Source organism: Capnocytophaga sp. oral taxon 326 str. F0382, assembly GCF_000318295.1.
In the GTDB taxonomy this organism is placed as follows: domain Bacteria; phylum Bacteroidota; class Bacteroidia; order Flavobacteriales; family Flavobacteriaceae; genus Capnocytophaga; species Capnocytophaga periodontitidis.
Window position 1 is genome coordinate 35157 of the sequence record NZ_KB291387.1, and the last position, 22506, is coordinate 57662.

Annotated in this window: 25 protein-coding genes and 1 pseudogene; 7 read left to right on the top strand and 19 right to left on the bottom strand. The window is 40.6% G+C overall.

What is annotated here, in order from left to right; genetic code table 11:
• Nucleotides 1–69: 69 nt before the first annotated feature.
• Nucleotides 70–390 carry a hypothetical protein gene (locus HMPREF9073_RS04115; protein ID WP_009412746.1) on the bottom strand — a complete coding sequence of 107 codons (321 nt, stop codon included), beginning with the start codon at nucleotides 388–390 and terminating at the stop codon, nucleotides 70–72.
• Nucleotides 391–610: 220 nt separating this feature from the next.
• A complete protein-coding gene (locus tag HMPREF9073_RS04120) occupies nucleotides 611–1765 on the bottom strand; it encodes a serine hydrolase (RefSeq protein WP_009412747.1) in 1155 nt (384 codons plus the stop codon).
• 158 nt (nucleotides 1766–1923) lie between these two features.
• On the opposite strand from HMPREF9073_RS04120, the gene HMPREF9073_RS04125 reads away from it, so the two are divergent.
• From HMPREF9073_RS04125 to HMPREF9073_RS04150, 6 genes and pseudogenes are all read left to right on the top strand, one after another.
• Nucleotides 1924–2466 (top strand): hypothetical protein, encoded by a 543-nt coding sequence (locus HMPREF9073_RS04125; protein ID WP_009412748.1) that lies wholly within the window; start codon nucleotides 1924–1926, stop codon nucleotides 2464–2466.
• A 53-nt stretch (nucleotides 2467–2519) separates the two neighbouring features.
• On the top strand, nucleotides 2520–2780 hold the full coding sequence (locus tag HMPREF9073_RS04130) for a hypothetical protein (protein WP_009412749.1): 261 nt from the start codon (nucleotides 2520–2522) through the stop codon (nucleotides 2778–2780).
• A pseudogene (locus tag HMPREF9073_RS16555) lies at nucleotides 2773–3092 on the top strand (type II toxin-antitoxin system YafQ family toxin). The gene HMPREF9073_RS04130 and the pseudogene HMPREF9073_RS16555 overlap by 8 nt, the downstream one beginning before the upstream one ends.
• A gap of 146 nt (nucleotides 3093–3238) precedes the next feature.
• Nucleotides 3239–3496 (top strand): phosphopantetheine-binding protein, encoded by a 258-nt coding sequence (locus HMPREF9073_RS04140; RefSeq protein ID WP_002674344.1) that lies wholly within the window; start codon nucleotides 3239–3241, stop codon nucleotides 3494–3496.
• A 2-nt stretch (nucleotides 3497–3498) separates the two neighbouring features.
• Entirely contained in the window at nucleotides 3499–4695 is a 1197-nt protein-coding gene (locus HMPREF9073_RS04145; RefSeq protein WP_009412751.1) for a beta-ketoacyl synthase, read from the top strand.
• A 12-nt stretch (nucleotides 4696–4707) separates the two neighbouring features.
• Entirely contained in the window at nucleotides 4708–5304 is a 597-nt protein-coding gene (locus HMPREF9073_RS04150; protein ID WP_009412752.1) for a ribonuclease HII, read from the top strand.
• A gap of 249 nt (nucleotides 5305–5553) precedes the next feature.
• On the opposite strand, the gene HMPREF9073_RS15690 is transcribed toward HMPREF9073_RS04150, so the two are convergent.
• From HMPREF9073_RS15690 to HMPREF9073_RS16560, 16 genes are all read right to left on the bottom strand, one after another.
• Nucleotides 5554–5724, bottom strand: coding sequence for a hypothetical protein (locus HMPREF9073_RS15690; RefSeq protein WP_009412753.1), 171 nt, complete (start codon nucleotides 5722–5724; stop codon nucleotides 5554–5556).
• A gap of 9 nt (nucleotides 5725–5733) precedes the next feature.
• Nucleotides 5734–5913 carry a hypothetical protein gene (locus HMPREF9073_RS04155; RefSeq protein ID WP_009412754.1) on the bottom strand — a complete coding sequence of 60 codons (180 nt, stop codon included), beginning with the start codon at nucleotides 5911–5913 and terminating at the stop codon, nucleotides 5734–5736.
• Nucleotides 5914–6167: 254 nt separating this feature from the next.
• Nucleotides 6168–7079 (bottom strand): hypothetical protein, encoded by a 912-nt coding sequence (locus HMPREF9073_RS04160; RefSeq protein ID WP_157453487.1) that lies wholly within the window; start codon nucleotides 7077–7079, stop codon nucleotides 6168–6170.
• A 65-nt stretch (nucleotides 7080–7144) separates the two neighbouring features.
• On the bottom strand, nucleotides 7145–7333 hold the full coding sequence (locus HMPREF9073_RS04165) for a hypothetical protein (protein WP_009412756.1): 189 nt from the start codon (nucleotides 7331–7333) through the stop codon (nucleotides 7145–7147).
• Nucleotides 7330–8463, bottom strand: a complete 1134-nt coding sequence (locus tag HMPREF9073_RS04170; RefSeq protein ID WP_009412757.1) for a hypothetical protein — start codon at nucleotides 8461–8463, stop codon at nucleotides 7330–7332. The genes HMPREF9073_RS04165 and HMPREF9073_RS04170 overlap by 4 nt, the downstream gene beginning before the upstream one ends.
• A gap of 10 nt (nucleotides 8464–8473) precedes the next feature.
• A complete protein-coding gene (locus HMPREF9073_RS04175; protein WP_009412758.1) occupies nucleotides 8474–8815 on the bottom strand; it encodes a site-specific DNA-methyltransferase in 342 nt (113 codons plus the stop codon).
• Between the two features lie 211 nt (nucleotides 8816–9026).
• Nucleotides 9027–10298: a serine--tRNA ligase gene (serS, locus tag HMPREF9073_RS04180; RefSeq protein WP_009412759.1), complete on the bottom strand. Its 1272-nt coding sequence runs from the start codon at nucleotides 10296–10298 to the stop codon at nucleotides 9027–9029.
• 40 nt (nucleotides 10299–10338) lie between these two features.
• Entirely contained in the window at nucleotides 10339–10686 is a 348-nt protein-coding gene (locus HMPREF9073_RS04185; RefSeq protein ID WP_009412760.1) for a hypothetical protein, read from the bottom strand.
• 88 nt (nucleotides 10687–10774) lie between these two features.
• Nucleotides 10775–11038, bottom strand: a complete 264-nt coding sequence (locus HMPREF9073_RS04190) for a SemiSWEET family transporter (protein WP_009412761.1) — start codon at nucleotides 11036–11038, stop codon at nucleotides 10775–10777.
• A 65-nt stretch (nucleotides 11039–11103) separates the two neighbouring features.
• Nucleotides 11104–11541 (bottom strand): Rrf2 family transcriptional regulator, encoded by a 438-nt coding sequence (locus HMPREF9073_RS04195; protein WP_009412762.1) that lies wholly within the window; start codon nucleotides 11539–11541, stop codon nucleotides 11104–11106.
• Nucleotides 11542–11560: 19 nt separating this feature from the next.
• Nucleotides 11561–12706 (bottom strand): acyl-CoA dehydrogenase family protein, encoded by a 1146-nt coding sequence (locus HMPREF9073_RS04200; RefSeq protein ID WP_009412763.1) that lies wholly within the window; start codon nucleotides 12704–12706, stop codon nucleotides 11561–11563.
• Between the two features lie 307 nt (nucleotides 12707–13013).
• Nucleotides 13014–14168, bottom strand: coding sequence for a DUF1735 and LamG domain-containing protein (locus HMPREF9073_RS04205; protein WP_009412764.1), 1155 nt, complete (start codon nucleotides 14166–14168; stop codon nucleotides 13014–13016).
• Between the two features lie 12 nt (nucleotides 14169–14180).
• Nucleotides 14181–15317: a glycoside hydrolase family 18 gene (locus HMPREF9073_RS04210; protein WP_009412765.1), complete on the bottom strand. Its 1137-nt coding sequence runs from the start codon at nucleotides 15315–15317 to the stop codon at nucleotides 14181–14183.
• 22 nt (nucleotides 15318–15339) lie between these two features.
• Nucleotides 15340–16938, bottom strand: coding sequence for a RagB/SusD family nutrient uptake outer membrane protein (locus HMPREF9073_RS04215; RefSeq protein ID WP_009412766.1), 1599 nt, complete (start codon nucleotides 16936–16938; stop codon nucleotides 15340–15342).
• A 4-nt stretch (nucleotides 16939–16942) separates the two neighbouring features.
• A complete protein-coding gene (locus HMPREF9073_RS04220) occupies nucleotides 16943–19861 on the bottom strand; it encodes a SusC/RagA family TonB-linked outer membrane protein (RefSeq protein WP_009412767.1) in 2919 nt (972 codons plus the stop codon).
• On the bottom strand, nucleotides 19858–19983 hold the full coding sequence (locus HMPREF9073_RS16560; protein ID WP_009412768.1) for a hypothetical protein: 126 nt from the start codon (nucleotides 19981–19983) through the stop codon (nucleotides 19858–19860). Before HMPREF9073_RS16560 ends, HMPREF9073_RS04220 begins: the two co-directional genes overlap by 4 nt.
• A gap of 492 nt (nucleotides 19984–20475) precedes the next feature.
• Between HMPREF9073_RS16560 and HMPREF9073_RS04225 the strand changes: the two genes are divergently transcribed.
• Nucleotides 20476–21183, top strand: a complete 708-nt coding sequence (locus HMPREF9073_RS04225; protein ID WP_009412769.1) for a tRNA1(Val) (adenine(37)-N6)-methyltransferase — start codon at nucleotides 20476–20478, stop codon at nucleotides 21181–21183.
• Between the two features lie 68 nt (nucleotides 21184–21251).
• On the opposite strand, the gene ilvA is transcribed toward HMPREF9073_RS04225, so the two are convergent.
• Nucleotides 21252–22433 (bottom strand): threonine ammonia-lyase, encoded by a 1182-nt coding sequence (ilvA, locus tag HMPREF9073_RS04230; RefSeq protein WP_009412770.1) that lies wholly within the window; start codon nucleotides 22431–22433, stop codon nucleotides 21252–21254.
• Nucleotides 22434–22506 lie beyond the last annotated feature (73 nt).

Below are 22506 nucleotides of genomic sequence, written 5' to 3' on the forward strand. Positions count from 1 at the left end.
TTCTTTCCATTTTTTATTTTTATTAAAAGCCCACAGATTACACGAATTTGGGACTACACACCTCTTACCTCAACAAAACTCCCATTCTAATTGGTTTTTGGGATTTTCGGCTTCCCAATAGCGTTTCCACTGTTCTAAATCAACGGTGATTTCGTGATAAATAGGCAGTTTTTTCAAGGCTCCACTGCGCATAAAAAGTATCTTTATCTTGCGATGCCCTACATCCGATGAAAATATATACCACATCGTATCATTGATATGAGGCTCCTGACCGGTATGAATGAAAAAGGCATCGTTGAGTGCCTCTATAAAACCTATATAGGTTCTGCACTTACTCGCCTCCACCATCGCGATATATTCTTTTTCTTCTTCAAAAGGAAAATCTTTCATAATTATAGTCAAACAAAAATAAATTGTAAATAAATCGCAGTCCCTGCGCGAAAGGTTTTATTAGTGTGGGCGGTTGCAAAACTTATTAGTGTGGGCGGTTGCAAAACTTATTGGTGTGGGGGCTTTTGCAAAACCTATTAGTGTGGGCGTTTGCAAAACGCCCCTACAGCACTGCCCCCTGAAACCTGACCACTGACACCTGAAACCTAAATCCTGAAACCTAAATCCTGACCCCTAACATCTTATACGCCTCATCGATATAGTCGTAGATGTCTTGAGGGTAGATAGTTTCTTCGGAGGGTTTGGAGGCAGTGTGGTGTCCTAAGCGCACAATGATAACATCATCCGTAAGATTGGCAATCACATATTGCCCTAAGTGTCCGCGCATCATAAAGAAATGAATTCCTTTGTAGTCTAACAACCACCAGCCATAACCATACTGCGGACTCTCGGCAAAGCGCGGTTGTACTGAGGTGGCTACAAAAGTGGAGTCTAACAACTGTTTGCCATTCCATTTGCCGTGGTCGCGATAGAGTTTCCCCAAACGCGCAAAATCACGTGCATTAGAGGCAATACAGCAATATGCTTTTTCCAATCCGCTCTCCTCGCTATCCAATTGCCAAAGGGCATCACTCTCACAACCCATTGGTTGCCAAAGACTCTCGGTGAGGTATTGGGTAAGCGTTTTGCCCGTAGCTTTTTCTAAAACCATCCCTAAGAGGAAAGTATTCCCACTGAGGTATTTAAACGATTTCCCTGGGGGTGATGTAATTTTTAAGTGCAACATCTTCTCGCGAAATTCCTTGTCAAAATAAGCGCGAGTAGTGATAGAGAAAGGGTTGTAGTAGGATTCATCCCAATCGAGACCCGACGCCATAGAAGAGAGATCGCCTACTGTTAGCTGTGCCGCAAAACCTTCTTTGTATTCAGGAAAAAAATCACTCACCTTTTGGTCGAGGCTCTTGATATAGCCATCGGCAATAGCCCTACCTAAAAGTGCTGATACATAGCTCTTCGCCATAGAAAACGAATTGCTCATACTTTTAGAGTTGTAATTATCAAAATACTGTTCGTGCCAAATGCTATCCCCTTTGATGATGAGAAAAGCCACAGTGCCGTATTTTTGATGTGCATTTTGCAGTTCGGGAGTTTCGGGAGTTTTGTTGTAATCCAAAGAAATCGCCCAAGGTTGAGCGGCGGAGCTTTTAGCAATCGTACGATTGTCAAAATACGTATAATCATCGAGGAAAGTAGTGGTATGTCCTGTGCCATAGACCATTGCCACTGCTTTGAGGATATAGCCATAGCCGGTGAGGTAGAGCGTAGCTATCACTAAACACAAGAAGCAAAGCAAACCTAATAAAAACTTTTTCATAGAGAAGCATTTTTGTTACTGCCGACAAAGATACTACATAATTAGCGAATTAACAAATCGGTAAATTTGTAAATTAGTAAATTAGCAAATTAGCAAATTGGCAAATTATTCCTACCTTTGCCCACAAATAACAACTTTTCACTTTTCACTATTCACTTATGAAGACCTGCACTATAGAAAACAACACCATCACTCTAAACGGTTCAGTGCTTTTCTCCGATAAAAGCACATCATTTACCGATTTCTCCAAAAAAGCCCTCAAAGCCCTGCAAATGGAGTATCCTAAATTCTTCAAAATGGATAACCTCAGCAAGCTCGCTTTCTTAGCCACCGAAGTATTGTTACGTCCGTTTTCACAATCCGAGAAAAACGGTGTAGCCTTAGTATTTGCAAATCGCTCTGCCAGCCTCGATACCGACCGCAAGCATCAGGCATCTATTGCCAATCCGCAGGAATATTACCCCAGTCCCGCTGTGTTTGTTTACACCCTGCCCAACATCTGTTTAGGTGAGATAAGCATACGTCACCAACTGAAAACCGAAAACAGTTTTTTTGTATTCGATAGTTACGAGGAGGCACAACCCTTTTTAGAGCAATACAGCAACTCTCTTTTAGCGCAAGGCAAAGCCCAAAGTGTGCTCACTGGTTGGGTTGAATTCTTAGACGATGATTATAGGGCAATTTGCCAATTAGCAGATTAGGGAATTTGCTCATTTGCTAATTCTTCACTATCTTTGCCGCAAAAAAGAAATATATGGAAGCTGTAAGTTACAACCGAATGGTAAATTATCACATCAGCGTTCCCGATGTGAATGTACCTATAGTAGAATCGTTATTCAAGAAATACAATGTAATAGTAGAGCCAGCGCATATAGTAGCTGAGCCAATGGAAGATTATACTCCTAATGAAGAAACTATTAAAGCTATTGAGGAAGGAAATAAAGAATATCAAGAAGGAAAATTAAAAGCCTACACTGATATCGATGAATTATTTAGAGATTTAGCTAATGAATGACTCTGAACAAAAAGTCCTTAAATATAGTATTTTTATAACTACAACCTATAAAAAGGAGTACAAAAAATTTTCCAATCAAGAGATAAAGAAAAAAGCTATTAGAGAAATAGTAGAAATTTTGATGTTTGAAGGAACTGAAGGTATTCCTCAAAAAATCTTCCTCACTTATTAACGGGTAATTTTAAAGGTTGTTGGGAATGTCACGTACAACCTGATTTGTTGTTGATTTGGCAAGAAGACATAGAAAACAAAGCTATTATTCTTCAAAGATTAGGAAGCCACTCAGAACTTTTTGGCAAAAACAAAAGATAGAAATACTTAATACAAGTTTCTTCTGTGATATAAATACAATTAATATTTCTTAAATACCTCTTTTGTCGCTCAATCGGCTAATTTTCGAAATTTGCTAATTTGCTAATTCTTCACTATCTTTGCCCCCTGATATTAATATATTTATAATGGACGCACTTATTTTAGAACTCAAGAACAAGATTATTGAAGTACTCAACTTAGAAGAAGTAACCCCCGAGGATATCGATGAAAATGAGCCTCTCTTCGGCACTGGCTTAGCCCTCGACTCTATCGATGCTCTCGAACTTATTGTACTGCTCGACAAGAATTACGGTATCCGCTTAGACGACCCTAAAAAAGGAAAAGAAATCTTCCAATCGGTGAAAACAATGGCTGATTACATCACCGCTCACCGCACCAAATAGCGATGCCGAAAAAAATAGTCATCACGGGAATGGGTATCAACTCTTCGATAGGTAACACTGTCGGAGAGAATTTTTATGCCCTTACCCATCGCCAAGCAGGTATCAGCAGGATTGAAAATGTAGCAACCATTCACGCCGACCACATCAAGGTAGGCGAAATCAAACGCACGAACGCTGAGCTTATTACTGCTTTGCGATTACCCGAAGTGAACGCCTATTCACGCACCTCTCTCTTGGGGATTATCGCCTTACAAGAAGCGATTGCCAATGCTGGTCTTACCCAAAAAGACCTCTCTCTCTGCGGACTCATTATGGCATCTACTGTTGGAGGTATGGATATGACCGAAAACTATTTCTTCCGCTATGGTGATGATGAACCCCTGCGACGCTATATCACTACTCACAATATAGGCGAGGTAACTCACCAAATCGCCGATTATGTAGGCATAAAAGGCGTTGTAACCAGCGTGAGTACTGCCTGCTCTTCTTCGGCAAACGCTATAATAACGGCTATCAACCTCCTTCGTACCGGCAGAGCCAATTGTCTCATTGCCGGTGGTGCCGATGCCCTCTCTAAATTCACTATCAATGGTTTTAATACCCTGATGATTCTCTCGGATACCGACTGCACGCCTTTCGACCAACATCGCAAGGGCTTAAACTTAGGGGAAGCAGGTGCTTTTTTGGTATTGGAAACCGAAGAAAATGCCCTACAACGCGGGGCTACTATATTAGCAGAAATCAAAGGATGGGGCAATGCCAATGATGCTTATCACCAAACAGCCTCCTCCGCCGATGGTGAAGGTGCGTTTTTAGCAATGCAAAAAGCCCTACAAACAGCAGGATTAACCCCTGCAGATATCGATTATATCAATGCGCACGGCACAGCTACCGTAAACAACGATCTCTCCGAAAGTCGCGCCTTAATGCGTATCTTTGGCGAGCACGTCCCCGATTTTAGTTCTACCAAAGCCTTTACGGGGCATACTTTGGCAGTAGCTTCGGCAGTAGAAGCGGTATTTAGCGTTTTAGCCTTGCAACACGGGGTGGTATTCCCTAACCTCAACTTCAGCACACCAATGGAAGAAGTGCCTATCCGCCCACAAACCGAACTGAAATACAAACCTATACAGCACGTGCTTTCTAACTCCTTTGGCTTTGGAGGCAACTGCTCAACGCTTATTTTAGGTAAGAGATAAGAGGTAAGAGATATGTTACAATTATTCTATCATTCTTCATTAGAAGCGGGTACGGATGAGGCCGGGCGCGGCTGTTTGGCGGGTCCCGTAACAGCGGCAGCTGTGATATTGCCCCCCGACTTCAAAAATGAGCTCCTCACCGACTCTAAACAACTCACCGAAAAACAACGCAACCTCTTGCGACCTATCATCGAGCGTGAGGCAGTGGCTTATGCCGTTTGTCACGTACTTCCTGCCGAAATAGACGAGCTGAACATCCTCCGCGCTTCTATCACGGCTATGCACCGCGCTATTGCGCAGCTCTCCCCTACCCCCGAATTTATTGCAGTAGACGGCAATAAGTTTGTACCTTACCAGAAAATTCCTTATGCTTGTGTGGTGAAAGGCGACGGCAAAATACAAACCATCGCAGCGGCTTCGATACTTGCGAAAACCTACCGCGATGCCTATATGGAAGACCTTGCCCAGCAGTTCCCTGAGTACCATTGGCAGCAAAACAAAGGCTATCCCACCCCCGAACACCGCAAAGCTATCGCCGAGCACGGCGCTACTGAGCACCACCGCAAAACATTTCAGCTACTGCCCGTGGAACAGTTGAGTTTGTTTTAGGAGAAAAGGAAGAAAGTCAGCTGTGGGGCTGGCTTTGTTGTTTGTGCGAACTATAAAAAACAGGATAGTGGAAAGTGAAGGTAAAATTCTACTGATTGAAAAAGATTTTTAAAGATCTATTTTGCTATTAAAAATGTTTTGTACTTTTGCAGTGTCTAACAAGTGATTATTAGACCGCGATGCGGAGAAATCCAAGTCGCTATCAGAGCAAAGCCTTAGTTTCTAATTCATTAGATATTAAGGCTTTGCTTATTCTACAATTACTTTTAAATAGTTATTAAATAACTCTTCTTTTTTGAAAGAACCTTGTAAAAACAGTTCTTTTTCATTGTTAAACTTTGAAAGAGTTTCTCTAATATTACCCCTTTTAAAAATAAACTCATAATATACATTAGTTTTAAAATCAGATTTTTCTTCCATAAAAGATAGTTATGTAAGAAGGATTCGTCTAAAAGGGCGTTTTTGCATAGAAGGCAGTACAATAGAATTTGTTTTTATGTGGGTTAGTGTGGCGACGATGGTTTCGCCTCCTCGTTGGCGGTATACGAATATTTTGCCGACTTTACCGCTGAGTCCTGTGATGGCGTAGTTTGCTTTGCTTTTTCCCATTTTGATTTAGTTTTTTTGGTTTGACGGTGCAAAGGTAGGGTGGGAAATGGGAGGGTGCAAATGGTTGTAACCTTTTTGGGAGGGGGTGTTACGAAATGAGGAAATTAGCAAATGGGGAAATGAGGAAATGGAAGAGGCTGTCCAAAAAGTTTAGTTTAAACTTTTAAGGACAGCCTCTTTTTTATTCATTGCTGTTAATCAGCCTGTTAAAACTTTTCGGACAGGCTCTGTGGTTTTTATGTGGGGGAGGATTGTTATTTATTCAACTTAAAGAGTTTTGGGAAAGAGGTTTCTCTTTCTATATTATCTATAAGGTTTTTCATTTCTTGGGAAAAGATACCTATTGCCCAATGGTTACGGTCTACGATTCTGAAGATGAAATCTACATTGTCGGGTTGCCAAGTAGTTCTAGTATTGCTCTTTACACCGAAAGCTACTCCGATAATAATATTTTTGAGTTGCTTGTTGGGGTCTATTACTTGAGCAACACAAAGGGTTTCTTTTAAAGCTGTGATTTTAGAGGGGTCTGTTTTATATTTTAGGGTTTTATTTACATCGGGCTCAACACTTGCTCTAGAAAACATTCCTTTACTTTCGTTTAATACAACATCTATATTAGTGTTATCGGGGGGGAGGGCGATAACATCGGGATATTCACGGGGTTGTGCTTTTCCTAATTCGGGATTAGGGAGTATTGCCCCTCCTCCTTGCGAACCTGGGTAGGATACGGATACTATTTTAAAACCGTTAGGGATAAGTACTTTGTGAACGATTGTATAGGTAACTTCGTCTTCATCTACTTCATTTTGTACCTCTGTTATAGGGGTAGGGGTAGTGAAATTTGTAAAGCCAAAAAAAGAGGAGAAGTGTGGTAGGAAATCTTTTTCGGTGGTATTTATAAGTTTTCGTTTATCCCACTTTAGGAGGATACCGTTATGGTTTAGGTAAAGTCCGTCAAGGAAATAGGCAATGGTTAGGACTACTTTGTTTTTAGGGATCTGATTCTTGTAATTTTCCCATATATGCTGGATATCAATTTCTTGATTGATGGACTGTGCATTTTGTGCTATTGTATTGAGTTCGGTAATAAGCCAAGTGGGTATACCTCCTTTATCCATTTCGAGGGCTTTGGTAAGTTTTTGCCTGAGTAGGGAGAGGGAGGACATTGCTTGTTGCATTAAATCGTTGCCACGAGGGCGGACGTTAAGTAAAGGATGTTGGAGGGGCAAGACTAATTATATTCATTATAATAATCTTTTTTTCTCTCATCAGATAAGTTCTTCCACCAATTATTACAAACATCGACAAAGTCTTGATATCCTTCTTCAGGGTTAAATTCAAGTTGTTTAAAATTTGTAATTTCTTCCATTTCTTTAAAATCAGTCTTCATCCACCATTCATTGATTTTATCTATTGTCATATTTGCAAAGGTATTTGTGAACGTTCTCTTTTTAAGTGCAAATCCATTTCTATGAAACCTAACACTCTTGAACCTAGGCTAGTGAGGATAGCACGATCATAGTTATTATTGGTATTTATTCTTTCTATTAATCCTAATTCGACAGTGTGATTACATACAAAATTTAGCCAATTACAAAGAGTGATTTCCGAATAGTTTGTTTTTAGAAAACTATTGGTAAAACTTATCTTTTCATAGTCCATTTTTCTTCCTTTTGGCACATAAATTCCTTCTGTTAAATGAACAAATCGTAAAAAATATAGTATATTTACTTTACCTTTTAATTCTCCTATGTTTCCATTCATTAAACTTTCAAGTAGAATTCTTTTTTGTTCTAAACTTAAATCAATTCTTTTAAGATCTGATTTTATGTAGCTTTTATATGTAATAAATTCATAATTTATATTTTCTCGAAACCTTTTTCCGTAATTGGTTAGTTCTATTTTATCTAATTTCTTAGTAGTGGAGATGTCTTTTATAAGTTCGAAGTATTCAGCCATTTGTTTATGTACTTTAAAATGACTATCAGCCTTATCTTCTTTAAGATTAAAATATTCAATAAAATCCTCTCTTTGTAATATATCTTTTTCTAGTTCAAAAAAAGGAAGTATCAATCTGTTTAAACAAGATAAATGAGTAAAATTATTAGCAACAGGTTTAACTAAAGGTATTCCCGAGTTTCTAACAGCTTCTTCTATTAATTGTTTATAGTATTTATTTACAATATCTAATGAATATGTTTTAAATTCAAAATTATTTTTTTTTGAGAAATTAATTAGTTCTTTCTTATATTTTATAGGAGTTTCTTCAGCAATCAGAATAACAATTATAGTGCTTTTTGTATTTTCGAATTTAATATTAGCATATTCTAAACATTGATATTGACAATATTCTAATTTTGACTTACTATCAATGATAGTTTCAAGTTCTGTTATAGCTATTCTTCCATCATTTAGCTCGTGAGCAAAATCTATTCTTCCATATTTTGTTGAATATTGTTGAAATACTTTTTTCTTTAGACCTAAGCCTATACATTCGCTGAGATAATTCTGTTCACGCAATAAAGTCCATTCTACAAGTGATTCATTCATAATTATTTAGTTATTTAGGGTTGAGTTCGGTGCCTATGCAGTGGCGGTTGAGGTTTTGTGCAGCAATCATAGTGGAGCCTATGCCCAAGAAGGGATCGAATATGGTATCTTCTTCTTTGGAATACATTTTTATAAGGCGTTCGCATAACTTTACAGGGTATACGGCACCGTGTTCTAATTGGTATTGGTTTCTGGGTGAGGAGAGATCATTCCACACGGGGTTTAGGATATCGTCTTCAGTGATTACATTTTTAGAGAGTAGTGCCCACTCGGAAGGTGTAAGCCCGTTGAAGCCTAATTTAGTTTTCTTTTCTTCTTTTGCTAATTCTCTTTCTACAGTTTGAGTACTCATTAATAATATATTTTTTGGGGACAAAGGTAGGGATAATTTGCAAATTAGCCAATTTACTAATTAGCTCATTGTTTTGATGATTTGGTAGAAATTAGGGAATAGGAGTTAAATTAGCAAATTGGTGAATACAAAAAAACTTTGTCAAAGGTACGAGTTGTATGGCTAGGACTTTTGGCAAAGTGTGTGATTTGTTGATTTTTATATTTGCTTATTAGTTGATGATATCAAAGCCGGTGTATTTTCTGAGGATTTTGGGGACTACAATGCCTTCGGGGGTTTGGTAGTTTTCTAAAATGCCTGCTAATACGCGCGGAAGGGCTAATGAACTGCCATTGAGGGTATGCGCTAAGCGATTCTTACCGTCGGAGTCCTTGAAACGCAATTTGAGTCGGTTGGCTTGGAAGGTTTCAAAATTTGATACTGAACTTATCTCTAACCATTTTTCTTGAGCGGTGGAATATACCTCGAAATCGTAGGTAATGGCTGAAGTAAAGCCTAAATCACCTCCGCACAAGCGCAAAATATGGTAAGGGAGTTTCAGTTCGTTGAGGATACCTTTCACATGTTCTATCATTCCTTCTAATGCTTTGTAAGAATTATCGGGGTGCTCGATGCGCACAATCTCTACTTTGTCGAACTGGTGCAAGCGGTTGAGTCCGCGTACGTGAGCGCCATAGCTACCGGCTTCGCGGCGGAAGCAAGGGGTATAGGCTGTGCAGCAAATAGGCAAATCGCTTTCGTTTAACAATGTATCGCGGAAGATATTCGTAACAGGCACCTCGGCAGTAGGGATGAGATAGAGATTATCGACCCCTATGTGGTACATCTGTCCTTCTTTATCAGGTAACTGACCGGTACCATAGCCTGAGGCTTCATTCACCACGTGAGGCACTTGGAATTCGTTGTAACCTGCCTCGGTATTCTTGTCGAGGAAGTAGGTGATGAGGGCGCGTTGTAATTTAGCGCCTTTGCCTTTATATACGGGAAAGCCTGCGCCGGTGAGTTTTACTCCTAACTCGAAATCGATGAGGTCGTATTTTTTGGCGAGTTCCCAGTGTGGCAAAGCATCTTTACCCAAGTTAGGGATTTCACCTGCTTCGAATACTACTACGTTATCGGCTTCGGAAGTACCTTCGGGCACTAACTCATTGGGGATATTAGGCACGCGATAGAGCAAATCATTGAGCTGCTCTACAGTAGTGTTGAGGGTATCGGTGAGGGTTTTGATATCCTCTTTAAGGGTGGCTGTTTGCTCTTTCAGCGCATTGGCTTTATCGGTTTCTCCCGCTTTAAAAAGGGAGCCGATTTCCTTAGAGAGGTTGTTAGATTTCGCCAATGTTTCATCTAATGAAAGCTGAGTAGCGCGACGTTTTTCGTCTAAGGCGATGATGTTGTCTATGAGATGCAATTCTTTGAAATTGCGTTTTTTAAGTCCGCTGAGTACGCGGTCTTTTTCTTCTCTAATAGTGTTTAGTTGTAACATATCTTTGGAAAATTAGCAAATTAGAAAATTAGCAAATTGGTTAATTGGTAAATTCGTCGGTGACGTTGTTCCAGCTATCATAGCTGTAGGGGGTGTTGTTGTAGAAGGCTTCAAAAGGTGCAAAGGCTTCGTCGGCGGTTTCTACAAAGGTACGGTAATGTGTGAAGGCATCGGGTGAGTGGTACACGCGCGCCTCTACTTGATAACGGCTTTTTTCGCCGAGTTCTTCATTTTCTAAAATCGTCTGTACGTAGTTGCCGGTATCGCCGTCTTCTGAGAAAACGACAAAATGATGTCCGCTATAAGACAATTCATCGATAAGGGTTTTAATCTCAGGGAGGGTTAAAACGACGGGAGCGTGATACTCATCAGTGACAATTCTTTTCATTTTATTTAGCAGGGGATGTGTATTTCAACTTTGCCAAAGTTTCGAGCCACACGGGCAAGAAACTTTGGTAAAGTGTGTGATACCTCAATTACAAAGCAGTTGCAAAGGCAAATAGACCAAAGACAATACCTGGTAAGTTCGCTAATAATATAGGATAGTCTCTTTTGGGTTTTTTGAAAAATCCATATATCACCCATAACGAGCAGTTAATTGCTGCTACCAAAGGCTGTATAGGATTCCCCTTGTGTCCTGCAAGGTTATCACTGATTTGTGGTATGTACGATACATACATACTAATAGAGGCAGCCATTGCTACCCAACCTAAAATGTTAAAGAGTTTTCCGTTCTCCATAATATATAATTGTTTTTAAGTTTCTTTATTTTAGCCTTTGGTAAAGTGTAATGTTGATTAGCAAATTACTCTGTGGGAGATAGGAATGCTGTTTTATCAGCAATTTTTTTGGCAAAAGAGGCGATGGAATTATCGGCGAGTTCACGCATAAAATTGTCTCTGAAAGGCTGTACGGAATTGTGCAGTGGGCAGGGTTTTTCGGACGAGCATTCTTTGAAGCCCATAGCACAAGAGGTGAATTTCTCGGCTTCGCCAATATGTTTTACGACGTTCATCAAAGGGGCTTCTTTTTCTTCATCGGTGAGCCAAAAGCCTCCTCCTGGTCCTTTATTGGAGCTAATAACCTTTTTTCGGGCTAATATTTGTAATATTTTTGCCAAAAAGGAGGTAGGAATATGTAACGCTTCGGCGATGTCCTTGGGGGCTAACCTCTTGGTAGGTGAAGCGTGTAGTGCTAAGTAGATTACTGCATTGATGGCGTACTTACTGGAATTGGATAACATAATTAATTGCTTTCGTTTATTATGAGTTTTTATCTATTTGACGAGTGATGACTAACTTTTGTATTTCGGTAGTACCTTCACCTATGGTACATAATTTAGAGTCACGGAAGAATTTTTCTACCGGAAAATCTTTGGTATAGCCATAGCCTCCGTGAATTTGAATGGCTTCGGTGGCTACACGCACACACACTTCGGAACTGTACATTTTAGCCATTGCTCCTGATAGGGTTACACGCTGACCGTTATTTTTCTGAAAAGCGGATTTGTGCAAGAGCAGTTCGGAGGCTTCGATTTCGGTAGCCATATCGGCGAGTTTGAATCCAACAGCTTGTAAATCAATCAGGCGTTTGCCGAATTGCATACGTTCTTTGGCGTATTTGAGTGAGGCTTCGTAAGCGCCTTTGGCGATACCCAAAGAAAGTGCCCCTATGGAGATGCGGCCGCCGTCCAATATTTTCATCGCTTGGATAAAACCGTCGCCTATTTTGCCGAGTCGGTTGGCATCGGGGATGCGGCAGTCTTGGAAAATCATTTCGGCGGTTTCGCTAGCGCGCATACCGAGTTTGTTTTCTTTTTTACCTGCACTGAAGCCCTTAGTACCGCGTTCTACCGCAAAGGCAGTGATACCGTGCTTGTCGCCTTTTTCGCCCGTACGAGCAATCACTACAGCGATGTTGCCACTTTTGCCGTGGGTTATGAAGTTCTTGGTGCCGTTGAGCACCCACTCATCGCCGTCTTTCACAGCAGTAGTAGCCATTCCGCCGGAGTCGGAGCCGGTGTTGTGTTCGGTGATGCCCCACGCTCCTATCCACTCGCCTGAAGCTAATTTGGGCAACCAGCGTTGTTTTTGTTCCTCGTTGCCAAAACTGAGAATGTGATTGGTACAAAGGGAGTTGTGAGCAGCTATAGAGAGCCCTATGGAGGGGTCGACTTTTGATATTTCTTCAACAATAGCAATATAATCGTGGTAGTCGAGGGCAGAACCTCCATAAATTTCGGGGACTAATATGCCCATAAAACCGAGTTCTCCAGCTTTGCGGAATACTTCTACTGGAAATTCCTGACTTTCATCCCATTGCATCACGTGCGGGCGGATATATTTTTCGGCGAAGTCCTTAGCGGCTTCGGCTACCATCTGTTGTGTTTCAGAAATGTTAAAATTCATTCGTTATATGCTTATATCTAATACCAAGGGGCAAAGGTACAAAATAATTACGAATTACGAATGATTAATGAGAAAAAAGAATTACGAATGACGAGGGACGAGGGACGAATGACGAGAGACGAATGACGAATGACGAGGGGATATTGCAAAATATATAAATATATAGGGGCGTTTGCAAAACGCCCCTACATAACATAGTTCAAAGATAATTGATTATTAGAACAATTGATTAGAATAATTGATTATTAGAACAATTGGTTATCAGAATAATTGATTTTGGTAAAGTGTGTGATTTACAATATTACAATTATTCTGAAATTCTCATTTCGACAACATCGGGTTCTACTGAGAGACCTCTTCCATTTTGATAAGCACCACGTCGTGAGGTGGCATCGCGATGGTTTTTAGACTGGTCTTTCACATAGTAGTTGCCATCTTTTTGATATACATCAGCACCGTTGAGTTTCCAATAACCAAAGAGTCCTTCGCTGTTAGGATCTACCCCTAATTTATTGTTTTTAAGCTCGTTGGCAGTACGTGCTACACTCCACACACGGCATTCGCACATTTTACCTCTCCAAGTACGAGAACCATCGTAATCATAAGCATAACCTATAAAGAAGTTACCATTGAGATTGAAGCTATTTACTGAGGCAGTTTTTTCGGCTACGCGTTCTCCATCTACATAGATTTCAGTGCGTTTGGTAGCGCCATCAAACACAAGGGCAACGTGATACCATTGTTTAGCGGCAAAGGTTTTGGAGGGGTTGAACTGTACATTTCCAGCCACTTGTATTTGGTCTTTAGGCACAGTAGTATCACCAAAGCGGAAGATAAGATTTCCTTCAGCTCCCATTATTGTACTGAGTTTTACAAAAGTATCTACATAAATCATTGCCTCATAAGTAAGTGCATTGAATTTTGCCTTTTCGTCCATTGGGATAGAAAGGTATTTTCTACCATTAAAATCGAATACTTTATTGATAACAATAGGTTTAGCCACCTCTACAAATAAGGTTTTAGCTTCGATAGTAGGAACACTTGCATCGGCTATAGTTACAGGAATTACATAGGTATTCCCCTCTTGGATAGTTGAAAGGTTTTTAAGAGCTAACTGGCAAGGTTCGGCATAGACACTTCCTTTTTTAATTACAGTACTATTCTTCTGTAAACTGAAGTTATTTGCTGGCATCATTTGGTATTTGGTGCCGTTTTTAGCATTATAGTCGGCTACCATTTGGGCATCACCTATTTGGTAGGTTACGTTCACATCGCTATCGCTGATATTAGAAACACGAGCTGTGATGTTGAAAGCGTGACTACTAACATTATCTTCTAATTTGAGTCGTTGTTGGGCTTGCTCAAAATAGACTTTGGTTTCCAACAATTCGTTTTCTTTGTCTTTACAAGCGTTTAGAGCCAAGAAAGCGAAGATTCCTATACAATATTTTAGGTATTTCATAAGGCTATAATTTTAGGGTTGTGGATGTTTTTTTATATACTCGGCATAGGATTTATGCATTAGGTAAATCGCTTTACGCATCCATTTATAATCGGGCTGATTGTCGTAGTCGTTATCCATACGATAAGCGCCTACACCTCCTTTAGGTCCTTCAGATGAATTATATTCAGCTTGGTCGAGCAGTGCTCCTCCTGATTTTGAATAAGACTCAAAGTTTTCAGTAAAAATGTGTTTGCGGGTATTGTAATACTCGCCAAAAGCATTTTTAACTCCTTGTACCCTATAATCTAGATGTCTATCACCATAGGCTTGAGAGATAAAATAATCGAAATAAGGGGCTGATTCTTTTTTCACATTCCACAATTCACCATCTACCAATAAATAGCGACGTTTACCTGTATCGACAGTAGCTTTAGGGCCTAAGTATTTACCGAGTTCTTCTACCAAAACGTGCAAATACTCACCTCTTTCATAACCACCTTTTAGGTTACCAAAACCATCGCCAGCACCATCGGGTTCCCAGTCGATATCAAGACCGTCGTAATCGTATTTTACGATAGTATCGCAGAGCGCCTTAGCATATTTTTTAATAGCGGCAATATGGTCGGTAGAGCTTTGTACACCACTGGTATAGCCCCAATAGGCTTCTTGCGCTTTTTTAATTTTATCGTTGAGTACTGCCTGAGAATCACCTGGGTTTTCGGCTTTTATTTTATCGGCGATTGAAGAAGGGGTAATACCTGTACCGATATTGTGCAAGATAAAGCACACAAACACTTTAGTACCTTTTACCTTTTGCACATAGGCTTTATCGGCTTTTTTAGCTTCGCTGATACCAAAGGGGCCACTCCACATTGATACCATATCGATACTATCGGGCAAGGCAGACAAATAGCCCTTGCGCACACTACCTTCTGGCGACCAGTTACTAAACCAACCAAAGGACACGGGGCGACCGTAGTTTTCGGCAGTTTTTTTCCAAGCGCGCAAGGAAGCATAATGCGCGTCGCGCTCATCGGGGCTGAGGGTATTAGCTCCCCCGTTGTGGTCTATTTCTTTAGGCTCAATTTCCGTCCACTTGCTGCAAGAAGTGAGGGATAGCCCTATTGCAAGTATTGCTATAGTAATAGCTTTAGATATATACTTCATAACTTTCACAGTATTTTAAACGTTAGTTCTTTTTGTCCCACCAAACTTTGGTAGCACCAGTATTGGCGCCGCCTAAGAGTTGTAGCGCACGTGCTAAATAGGCTCTATCTTCGCCAGTGAGTTTGCTTTCGGGGTAAGGGATACGGCGTACTCCTTTTTCGGAAGAGATGACTCCACCGCTAGCATTTTGGGTTACTTTATGCAATTTAGGGTAACCTGTACGACGCCATTCAGTCCACGCTTCTTGACCATTAGGGTAAAGAGCAATCCACTTTTGAGTGATAATTTTTTCTAATTTTTCTTCGGTAGTACCTTGCCACTTAGTAGTAGCTTGAGTAGGCGCATCGGCATTTCCTAACCAACTAGCATAATAGTCAGCAGGTTCTTTATCTGAGCTGAGATAAGGGGCTACTTGTCCTGCATTGATGTCGTTTTCGGCGAAAGAAGTTTCGACACCTTTGGTATACAAGTTTTCGGCAGTATCGCCCATATTCCAACCCATTAAAGCGCCTTCAGCTCTTAGGAAATACACTTCGGAAGCGCGCATCCAATAGGTAGGAGTAGTTTTTTCTATATTAGGCATAGAGAAACTTTTAAAAGATGCTGATTTCCAACCTGCTCCCGTAGGTAAAGCTTGATATTTAGCTCCTGCAAAAGGTACATTTTGAGCATACGGACTATCGCTAGGTTTGAAATATTTCATCAAGCGAGGATCTTCATAACCTACTAAATAAGAGAACATAGAAGACCCCATACGGCACTCTCCATATTGGTTTGCAAAGGTTTCGATATTATTTACAAAACTAAGTCCGGCACCTTCTCTCATTTTAGCCTCCTCGGCTTTATCGGTCATTACTCCTAAAGTTTGATTGATAGCTTGTTCGGCATATTGTTGAGCTTTGGCAGGAGCGGCATAACGTATGCGCATTGCCAAACGCAACATTAGTGAATTAGCATATTTAATCCATTTGCCTACATCGCCTGCATATACAGCATCGTAGTTAGGCAACAAGGCACCTCCTTGGTCGTATTTGGTTTGCAATACTGCAATAGCCGCTGTAAGGTCGTCAAAAAATGCTTGATATACCTCTTCTTGGCTATCATAAGGCACTCTTAGCAAGCCTTTACCAGCTTGTTTGTAAGGAATAGGGCCGAACATATCGGTAGCTTTGTGCCAAGCGGAAATTTTGAGTATTTGAGCTAGAGCAAAAGCCTCGGGAAAGTTACTCTTTTCGGCATCTTCTTTCACACTGCTCCAGAGGGGCAACATTTTAGTATAAGAACTGCTATATGAGGCTTCATACCATCTTTCTAATAGGAAATAGGTAGTATTGTTTTTCCCGTTGTCCCAATCTTGGTTTTGGGCGAAATAGCCACTCCAAGTATCGGCTGCTAAGTGGTAAGCAACTTGGTATTGGTTTATAACACTTGTACCATCAGCTTGCGTACCTACAGGTACTACTTGGGCTTGCATAGAGGTAATTTTTGCCCCAATAGTAATACCATCTCTCTTACCCATTTCTTGGGTTACCCCAAAGGCATCGGTATTGATTTCTTCAAATTTATTACAAGAAATCGCCGCAAGAGCTATAGAGGTGTATATAAATAATCTCTTTTTCATAACATTACAATTTTACTTTTACATTAAATCCTATGCTACGCAAACTAGGTTGCATAAAATAGTCGTTACCTTGACCATAAGTAGCGGTAGAAGGGGTAAGTTCAGGATCGAAAGGAGCTTTGTTGTAGATCATCCACACGTTGTTGCCGATAACTGATACGGTGAGCTCATCGATTTTCTTTTTAAACCATTTGGTAGGGAAAGTATAGCTTACCGCTAATTCTTGCAAGCGTACATTGGTAGCATCGTAAGTGTAATATCCTGCCAAATTACTTTCGCCTGTACCTACTAATTCATAGTATTTTTTAGTGTCGTACTTACCTTGACCAGGGAGTGCTACCCCACCATTGTCGCGGGCAAGAGCAGAGGCTTTAGAAACTCCAAAACGGTCTAAAATCGCTTGGGTAGAAGAGGTTACTATACCTCCAAAACGACCACTAATAAGGAAACTCAAACCAAAACCTTTATAGCCAAAAGAGTTGTTCCAACCCAAAAGGAAATCGGGAGTAGTTTTGCCTAAATACACCGGTTTAGTATCTTCAAGAGTGATATCGCCACTTTCAGGAATATTGATATACCCTTGATTATCTTTTTTCAAGAATTTAGAAGCGTATACATCGCTGATGCTTCCACCAACTTTTAAGATGGTTCTACCATTTTCTTTGCTCACTTCATCGATATTGAAAGGTTCTTGAATAAAAGGATGTTTATAGTTTTTCACCATCTTCTTAATCACGTTTTTATTACGAGTATAAGATACTGAACTAGCAATATCTACACCGCCTATTTGGTTGCGATAGCCTACACTCAATTCTATACCACTATTTTGTACATCACCTGCTTGCAAATAGATATATTTATAACCTGTAGATTCTGGTAGGTTAGCGATAAAGGTTTGGTTGTAAGTATTAGAGCGATACCAAGTAGACTCAATATTGAAGTGTTTGAAGAGGCGCAAGCTAAGCCCTAATTCATAGGATTTAGTACGTTCGGCTTTGAAATCGGCATAAGGGTATATCTCTTCAGGTTTGATTACCCCACCGACGATTTTTTGGGTAATAGTACCAGGAGTACGACCTGACCACGCGATAGGGGAAGCCACTTCGGTATATGAACTTCTGACTTTGAAATAATTCAAGAAAGCAGGCATCTCACCCATTTCGGAAATCACGGCAGAAAAACCAATTGAAGGATAGAAATAAGATTCTTCAGCTGAATTTACTAAGCGAGAATCCCATTCGTTACGTCCTGAAAGAGTAAGATAAGCACAACGTTTGAAACCAATTTCGGCATTTCCGAACACAGCCACATTACGTCGGCGAGCGTCACCGTATTTTTCGGTTATTTTACCTTCGGAAGGTGTAATATTTTGGATAGCAAATAGGTTAGGCACTAATTGCAAGTTACCACCGTAGCCGCGTTCTATAGCATCAAAATCGGAATAGCTACCCCCAAGGTTGAGCATTAGACTCCAATCGTCAAAAAACTGTTTGTTGATAGTTCCAATCACATCGGAATAGAATTGGTGGTCGTTGTAATTCGCATATTCATAAGCACCATTAGGTTTGGCAAAAATCTCATTTGATGAGGCGTAGAGTTTGCGTTCAAAATTGATATAGCTTTTGTCTAAGCGAGCGCGTGCTGCAACATTTGCCCAAGAGGTGATTTTGTAGGTAAGTCCTGCATTGAACATAAATCGGTCTTTGTTGTTAGACGCTAAGTTACGATAAGCTGTCCAATAAGGGTTTTGAGGAGCAAATCTACTTTCGCTGAGAGGCCAATATTGGGTAGCGAAATAACGAGAAGTATCGTAACGTTCAAAGGTTTTTATCTTTTCAAAATCCTCACCACGAGGGTAGAGATAAGCGGCTACAATAGGGTTCCAATACTCACCTTGAGAGACCATATTCATATCTTTCTGTTTGACATACGAAGCACCCAAATCTAATTGTACTTTATCTTCAAATAGCGAAGTAGTGTTACGCACTGTGAAGTTATAACGGTGGTAACTATTGTTAGGCACTACGCCATTGTTGTTAGTACTCGCAGCTGAGAAGAAGGTTTGATTGGTTTTGTTACCCGCTGTAAGGGTGAGTGAGTTGATAAAGTTAGTACCTGTTTCAAAGAAGTCTTTTGCGGGGTCGTAGCTGCTGGGCGTTGCCAATTTGCTACCCCAACTGCTATATTGCCCACTGCGGTTGCCATAAGTGTTTTGGAATTCAGGCAATATAAAAGGTTTGCTAAACTCGGTAGTAGAAGAGAGTGAAATTTGCATTTTGCCTTCTTTACCTTTTTTGGTATTGATAAGAATCACCCCATTGGCGGCATTACTACCATAGAGGGCAGCTGCCGAAGGGCCACTGAGCACCGAGATGCTCTCAATATCCTCAGGGTTGAAGTCGGCGATACCTTCACTACCTACGCGACCTTCACCTTTGATACCACTGTTGTCGCCACCTGCTTGGGTATTGAAAAGCGGAATCCCGTCTACCACATAAAGCACGTTGTTACTACCTTCAATAGATTTCTCACCGCGCATTATCACACGAGTAGCACCTCCTGGCCCTGAAGCACTTTTGTTGATAGTAACCCCTGCAACTTTACCATTGAGGCTGTTTACAAAGTTAGGAGCTTTCACTTTGGTGAGTTCTTCGGATTTCACCTGTTGCACATTGTAGCTCAACGCTTTTTCTTCGCGTTTGATACCTAATGCGGTTACCACCACCTCGGAGAGTTGCTGGGTTTCCTCTTTAAGGACAACATTCATATTCAGTGTTTTGCCAGCTCCTGTTACTTTCTTGTCTTGAGCGACATATCCCACTGAACTAAATTCAATTGTTTCACCTTCTTTGGCTTGAAGGGTAAATTTCCCATCAAAGTCGGTAGAAACGCCTCGAGTAGTGCCTTTAACCACTACACTCACCCCGATGAGCGGGGTTTTGCTTCATCGGTAACGACACCCGTTACCGTTTTATCTTGTGCATAGAGTCCTCCAAAAAGTAAGAAAAAGACACTAAACACAAAGAATAGCTTAGGGTAATTCATAAAATAAATGTTAAAAATTGACGGTGCAAAAGTATAAATTTACCTAAAACGAAACAAGGAAAAAACAAATGATTTTTAAAGATAATGAAAAAAAGTTATATTTGTTAATTTATATAGAAAAAAGAAGATGAAAAAAGCGTTTACATAATATAAATCATCAGCGAATAAAAGGAAGTTGGGATGTTTTTCTTTTTAACACAAAAATGACAATAAAAAGGGCGGTTTTAACAGAAAAACCATATAAATTACGAGAGACGAATGACGAATGACGAATGACGAATGACGAGAGACGAATGACGAGGGACGAATGACGAGAGACGAATGACAAATGACGAATGACTATTTGGAGAAGTGAGGTGGTGAGAATGGTGGGAATTGGAGCGGTGGGAGGGGGAGGATGACAAATAACGATTTAGAGATTTGAAGGTTTGGGGATTATTGCTATTTTTGCGGCGAAAACCCTGAACCCTGAAACCCTAACACCTGACAACTATGACCTTTCAATTTAAACAATTTAGTGTAAAGCAGGCTCAAAGTGCAATGAAAATAGGCACTGATAGCGTACTTCTCGGCGCGTGGACGCCTATAGAGCAGCCTCAAAGTATCTTGGATATTGGAGCTGGCACAGGCTTACTCGCCTTAATGCTCGCACAGCGCTCTGAGGCAATGACTATTGATGCTGTGGAAATTGATGAAAGTGCTTATATAGAATGTACTGAAAATTTTGAAGCAAGTCCGTGGGGCGACCGACTTTTTTGTTATCACGCATCGTTTGAAGAATTTTTTACTGAAATGGACGAGCCTTACGACTTGATTATCTCTAACCCTCCCTTCTACCCTACCGATTATAAAACTCCTGAAAAAGCGCGCAATACGGCTCGTTTTAGCGATGCGCTACCTCCTGAACAACTCTTGGAGGGAGTAAATCGTTTGTTAGCCGTTGAAGGGAAGTTTAGCGTTATTCTTCCATATACCGAAAGTGAAAGATTTATCACTTTGGCAGTTACTTTCGGACTTTTCCCCCAACAAATCACTCATACACGCGGCAATGCACAAAGCGAACTCAAACGCAGTATGATGCTCTTTGGCAGAACCTCACTCCCCTCCTACCCCATCCATATTCTCATTATTGAAAAAGAACGAGGGGTATATACCGAAGAATATAAAGCACTTACAAAAGAGTTCTATTTGGGATTTTAGGAGATAGGGGATAGAAGGTTACTATGCTCTTCACTGGCTTTACTCACATACCTCATACCTCTTATCTCTTACTTGATTGCGTAACCTTTTTCTTCAAAGGCTTGTACTAACTGCTGGATGTGGTCGGTACCATTGGTTTCGACGGTGATAAGTACTTCTTTATCGCGGAAACGAGAAAGGTTTTTAAATTGATTGTGAGCGAGTTTTACAATATTTGCACCTACATCGGCAATGATGTGGGTAATTTTAGCGAGTTCACCAGGGCGGTCGGGGATGCTTACTGAGAAGTTAAAAATACGATCGCGGCTCACCAATCCTTTGTTTATCATTGAGGAAATCATCAAGACATCGATATTGCCTCCACTCACTACAGGCACGACATTTTTATTGCGGTCGGTGAGTTTTTTAAGGGCAGCCAAAGGCAAAACCCCTGAGTTTTCGGCGATAATTTTGTGTTTTTCAGTGAGTAACAAGAAGGCTTCAGTAAGTTCATAATCATCGACAGTTACTACCTCATCTACGTATTTTTTGATATACTCGAAATTGAGTTCTCCTATGCGTTTTACGGCAGTACCATCGGCGATGGTATTGGCTTCGGACAGGGTAACGAGTTTATTTTTCTTAAGCGCTTCGGTAGCCGAAGCAGCGCCTGAAGGTTCTACTCCTACAATTTTTATTTCTGGTTTTATTTGTTTAGCAGCGCAAGCAATACCCGAGATGAGTCCGCCACCACCTATAGGTACGACTATCACATCGGTTTGAGGTAACTGTTCGAGGATTTCGAGGGCAATAGTACCTTGACCTTCAAGCACATCGGGGTCGTTGAAAGGATGCACAAATACATAGCCTTCTTTTTCTTCTAACTCTTTGGCTTTTTGGTAAGCATCATCGTACACATCGCCGTAGAGCACCACTTCAGCACCGTATTTTTTAGTAGACTGCACTTTGATGAGCGGGGTAGTTTTAGGCATTACAATCACCGCTTTGATACCCAACTCGCGGGCTGCATAAGCAACCCCTTGGGCGTGATTGCCCGCCGAAGAAGCAATAACCCCGCGTTGTTTTTCAGCTTCGGTGAGTTTGAGCATTTTGTTATAAGCGCCACGAATTTTGAAAGCTCCTGTTTTTTGGAGATTTTCGGGTTTGATGTAGATGTTGTTACCTGATTCTTCACTGAAGATAGGACTGTAGATGAGGGGAGTGGGAAGGAGCACATTTTTGAGGTGCTCACGTGCTGTGGTAAAGTTCATAATTTTCAATTAACAATTGATAGTTAACAATTAACAATTAGTAAAATATTTTTAATCTCCCACAAAGCCAGCG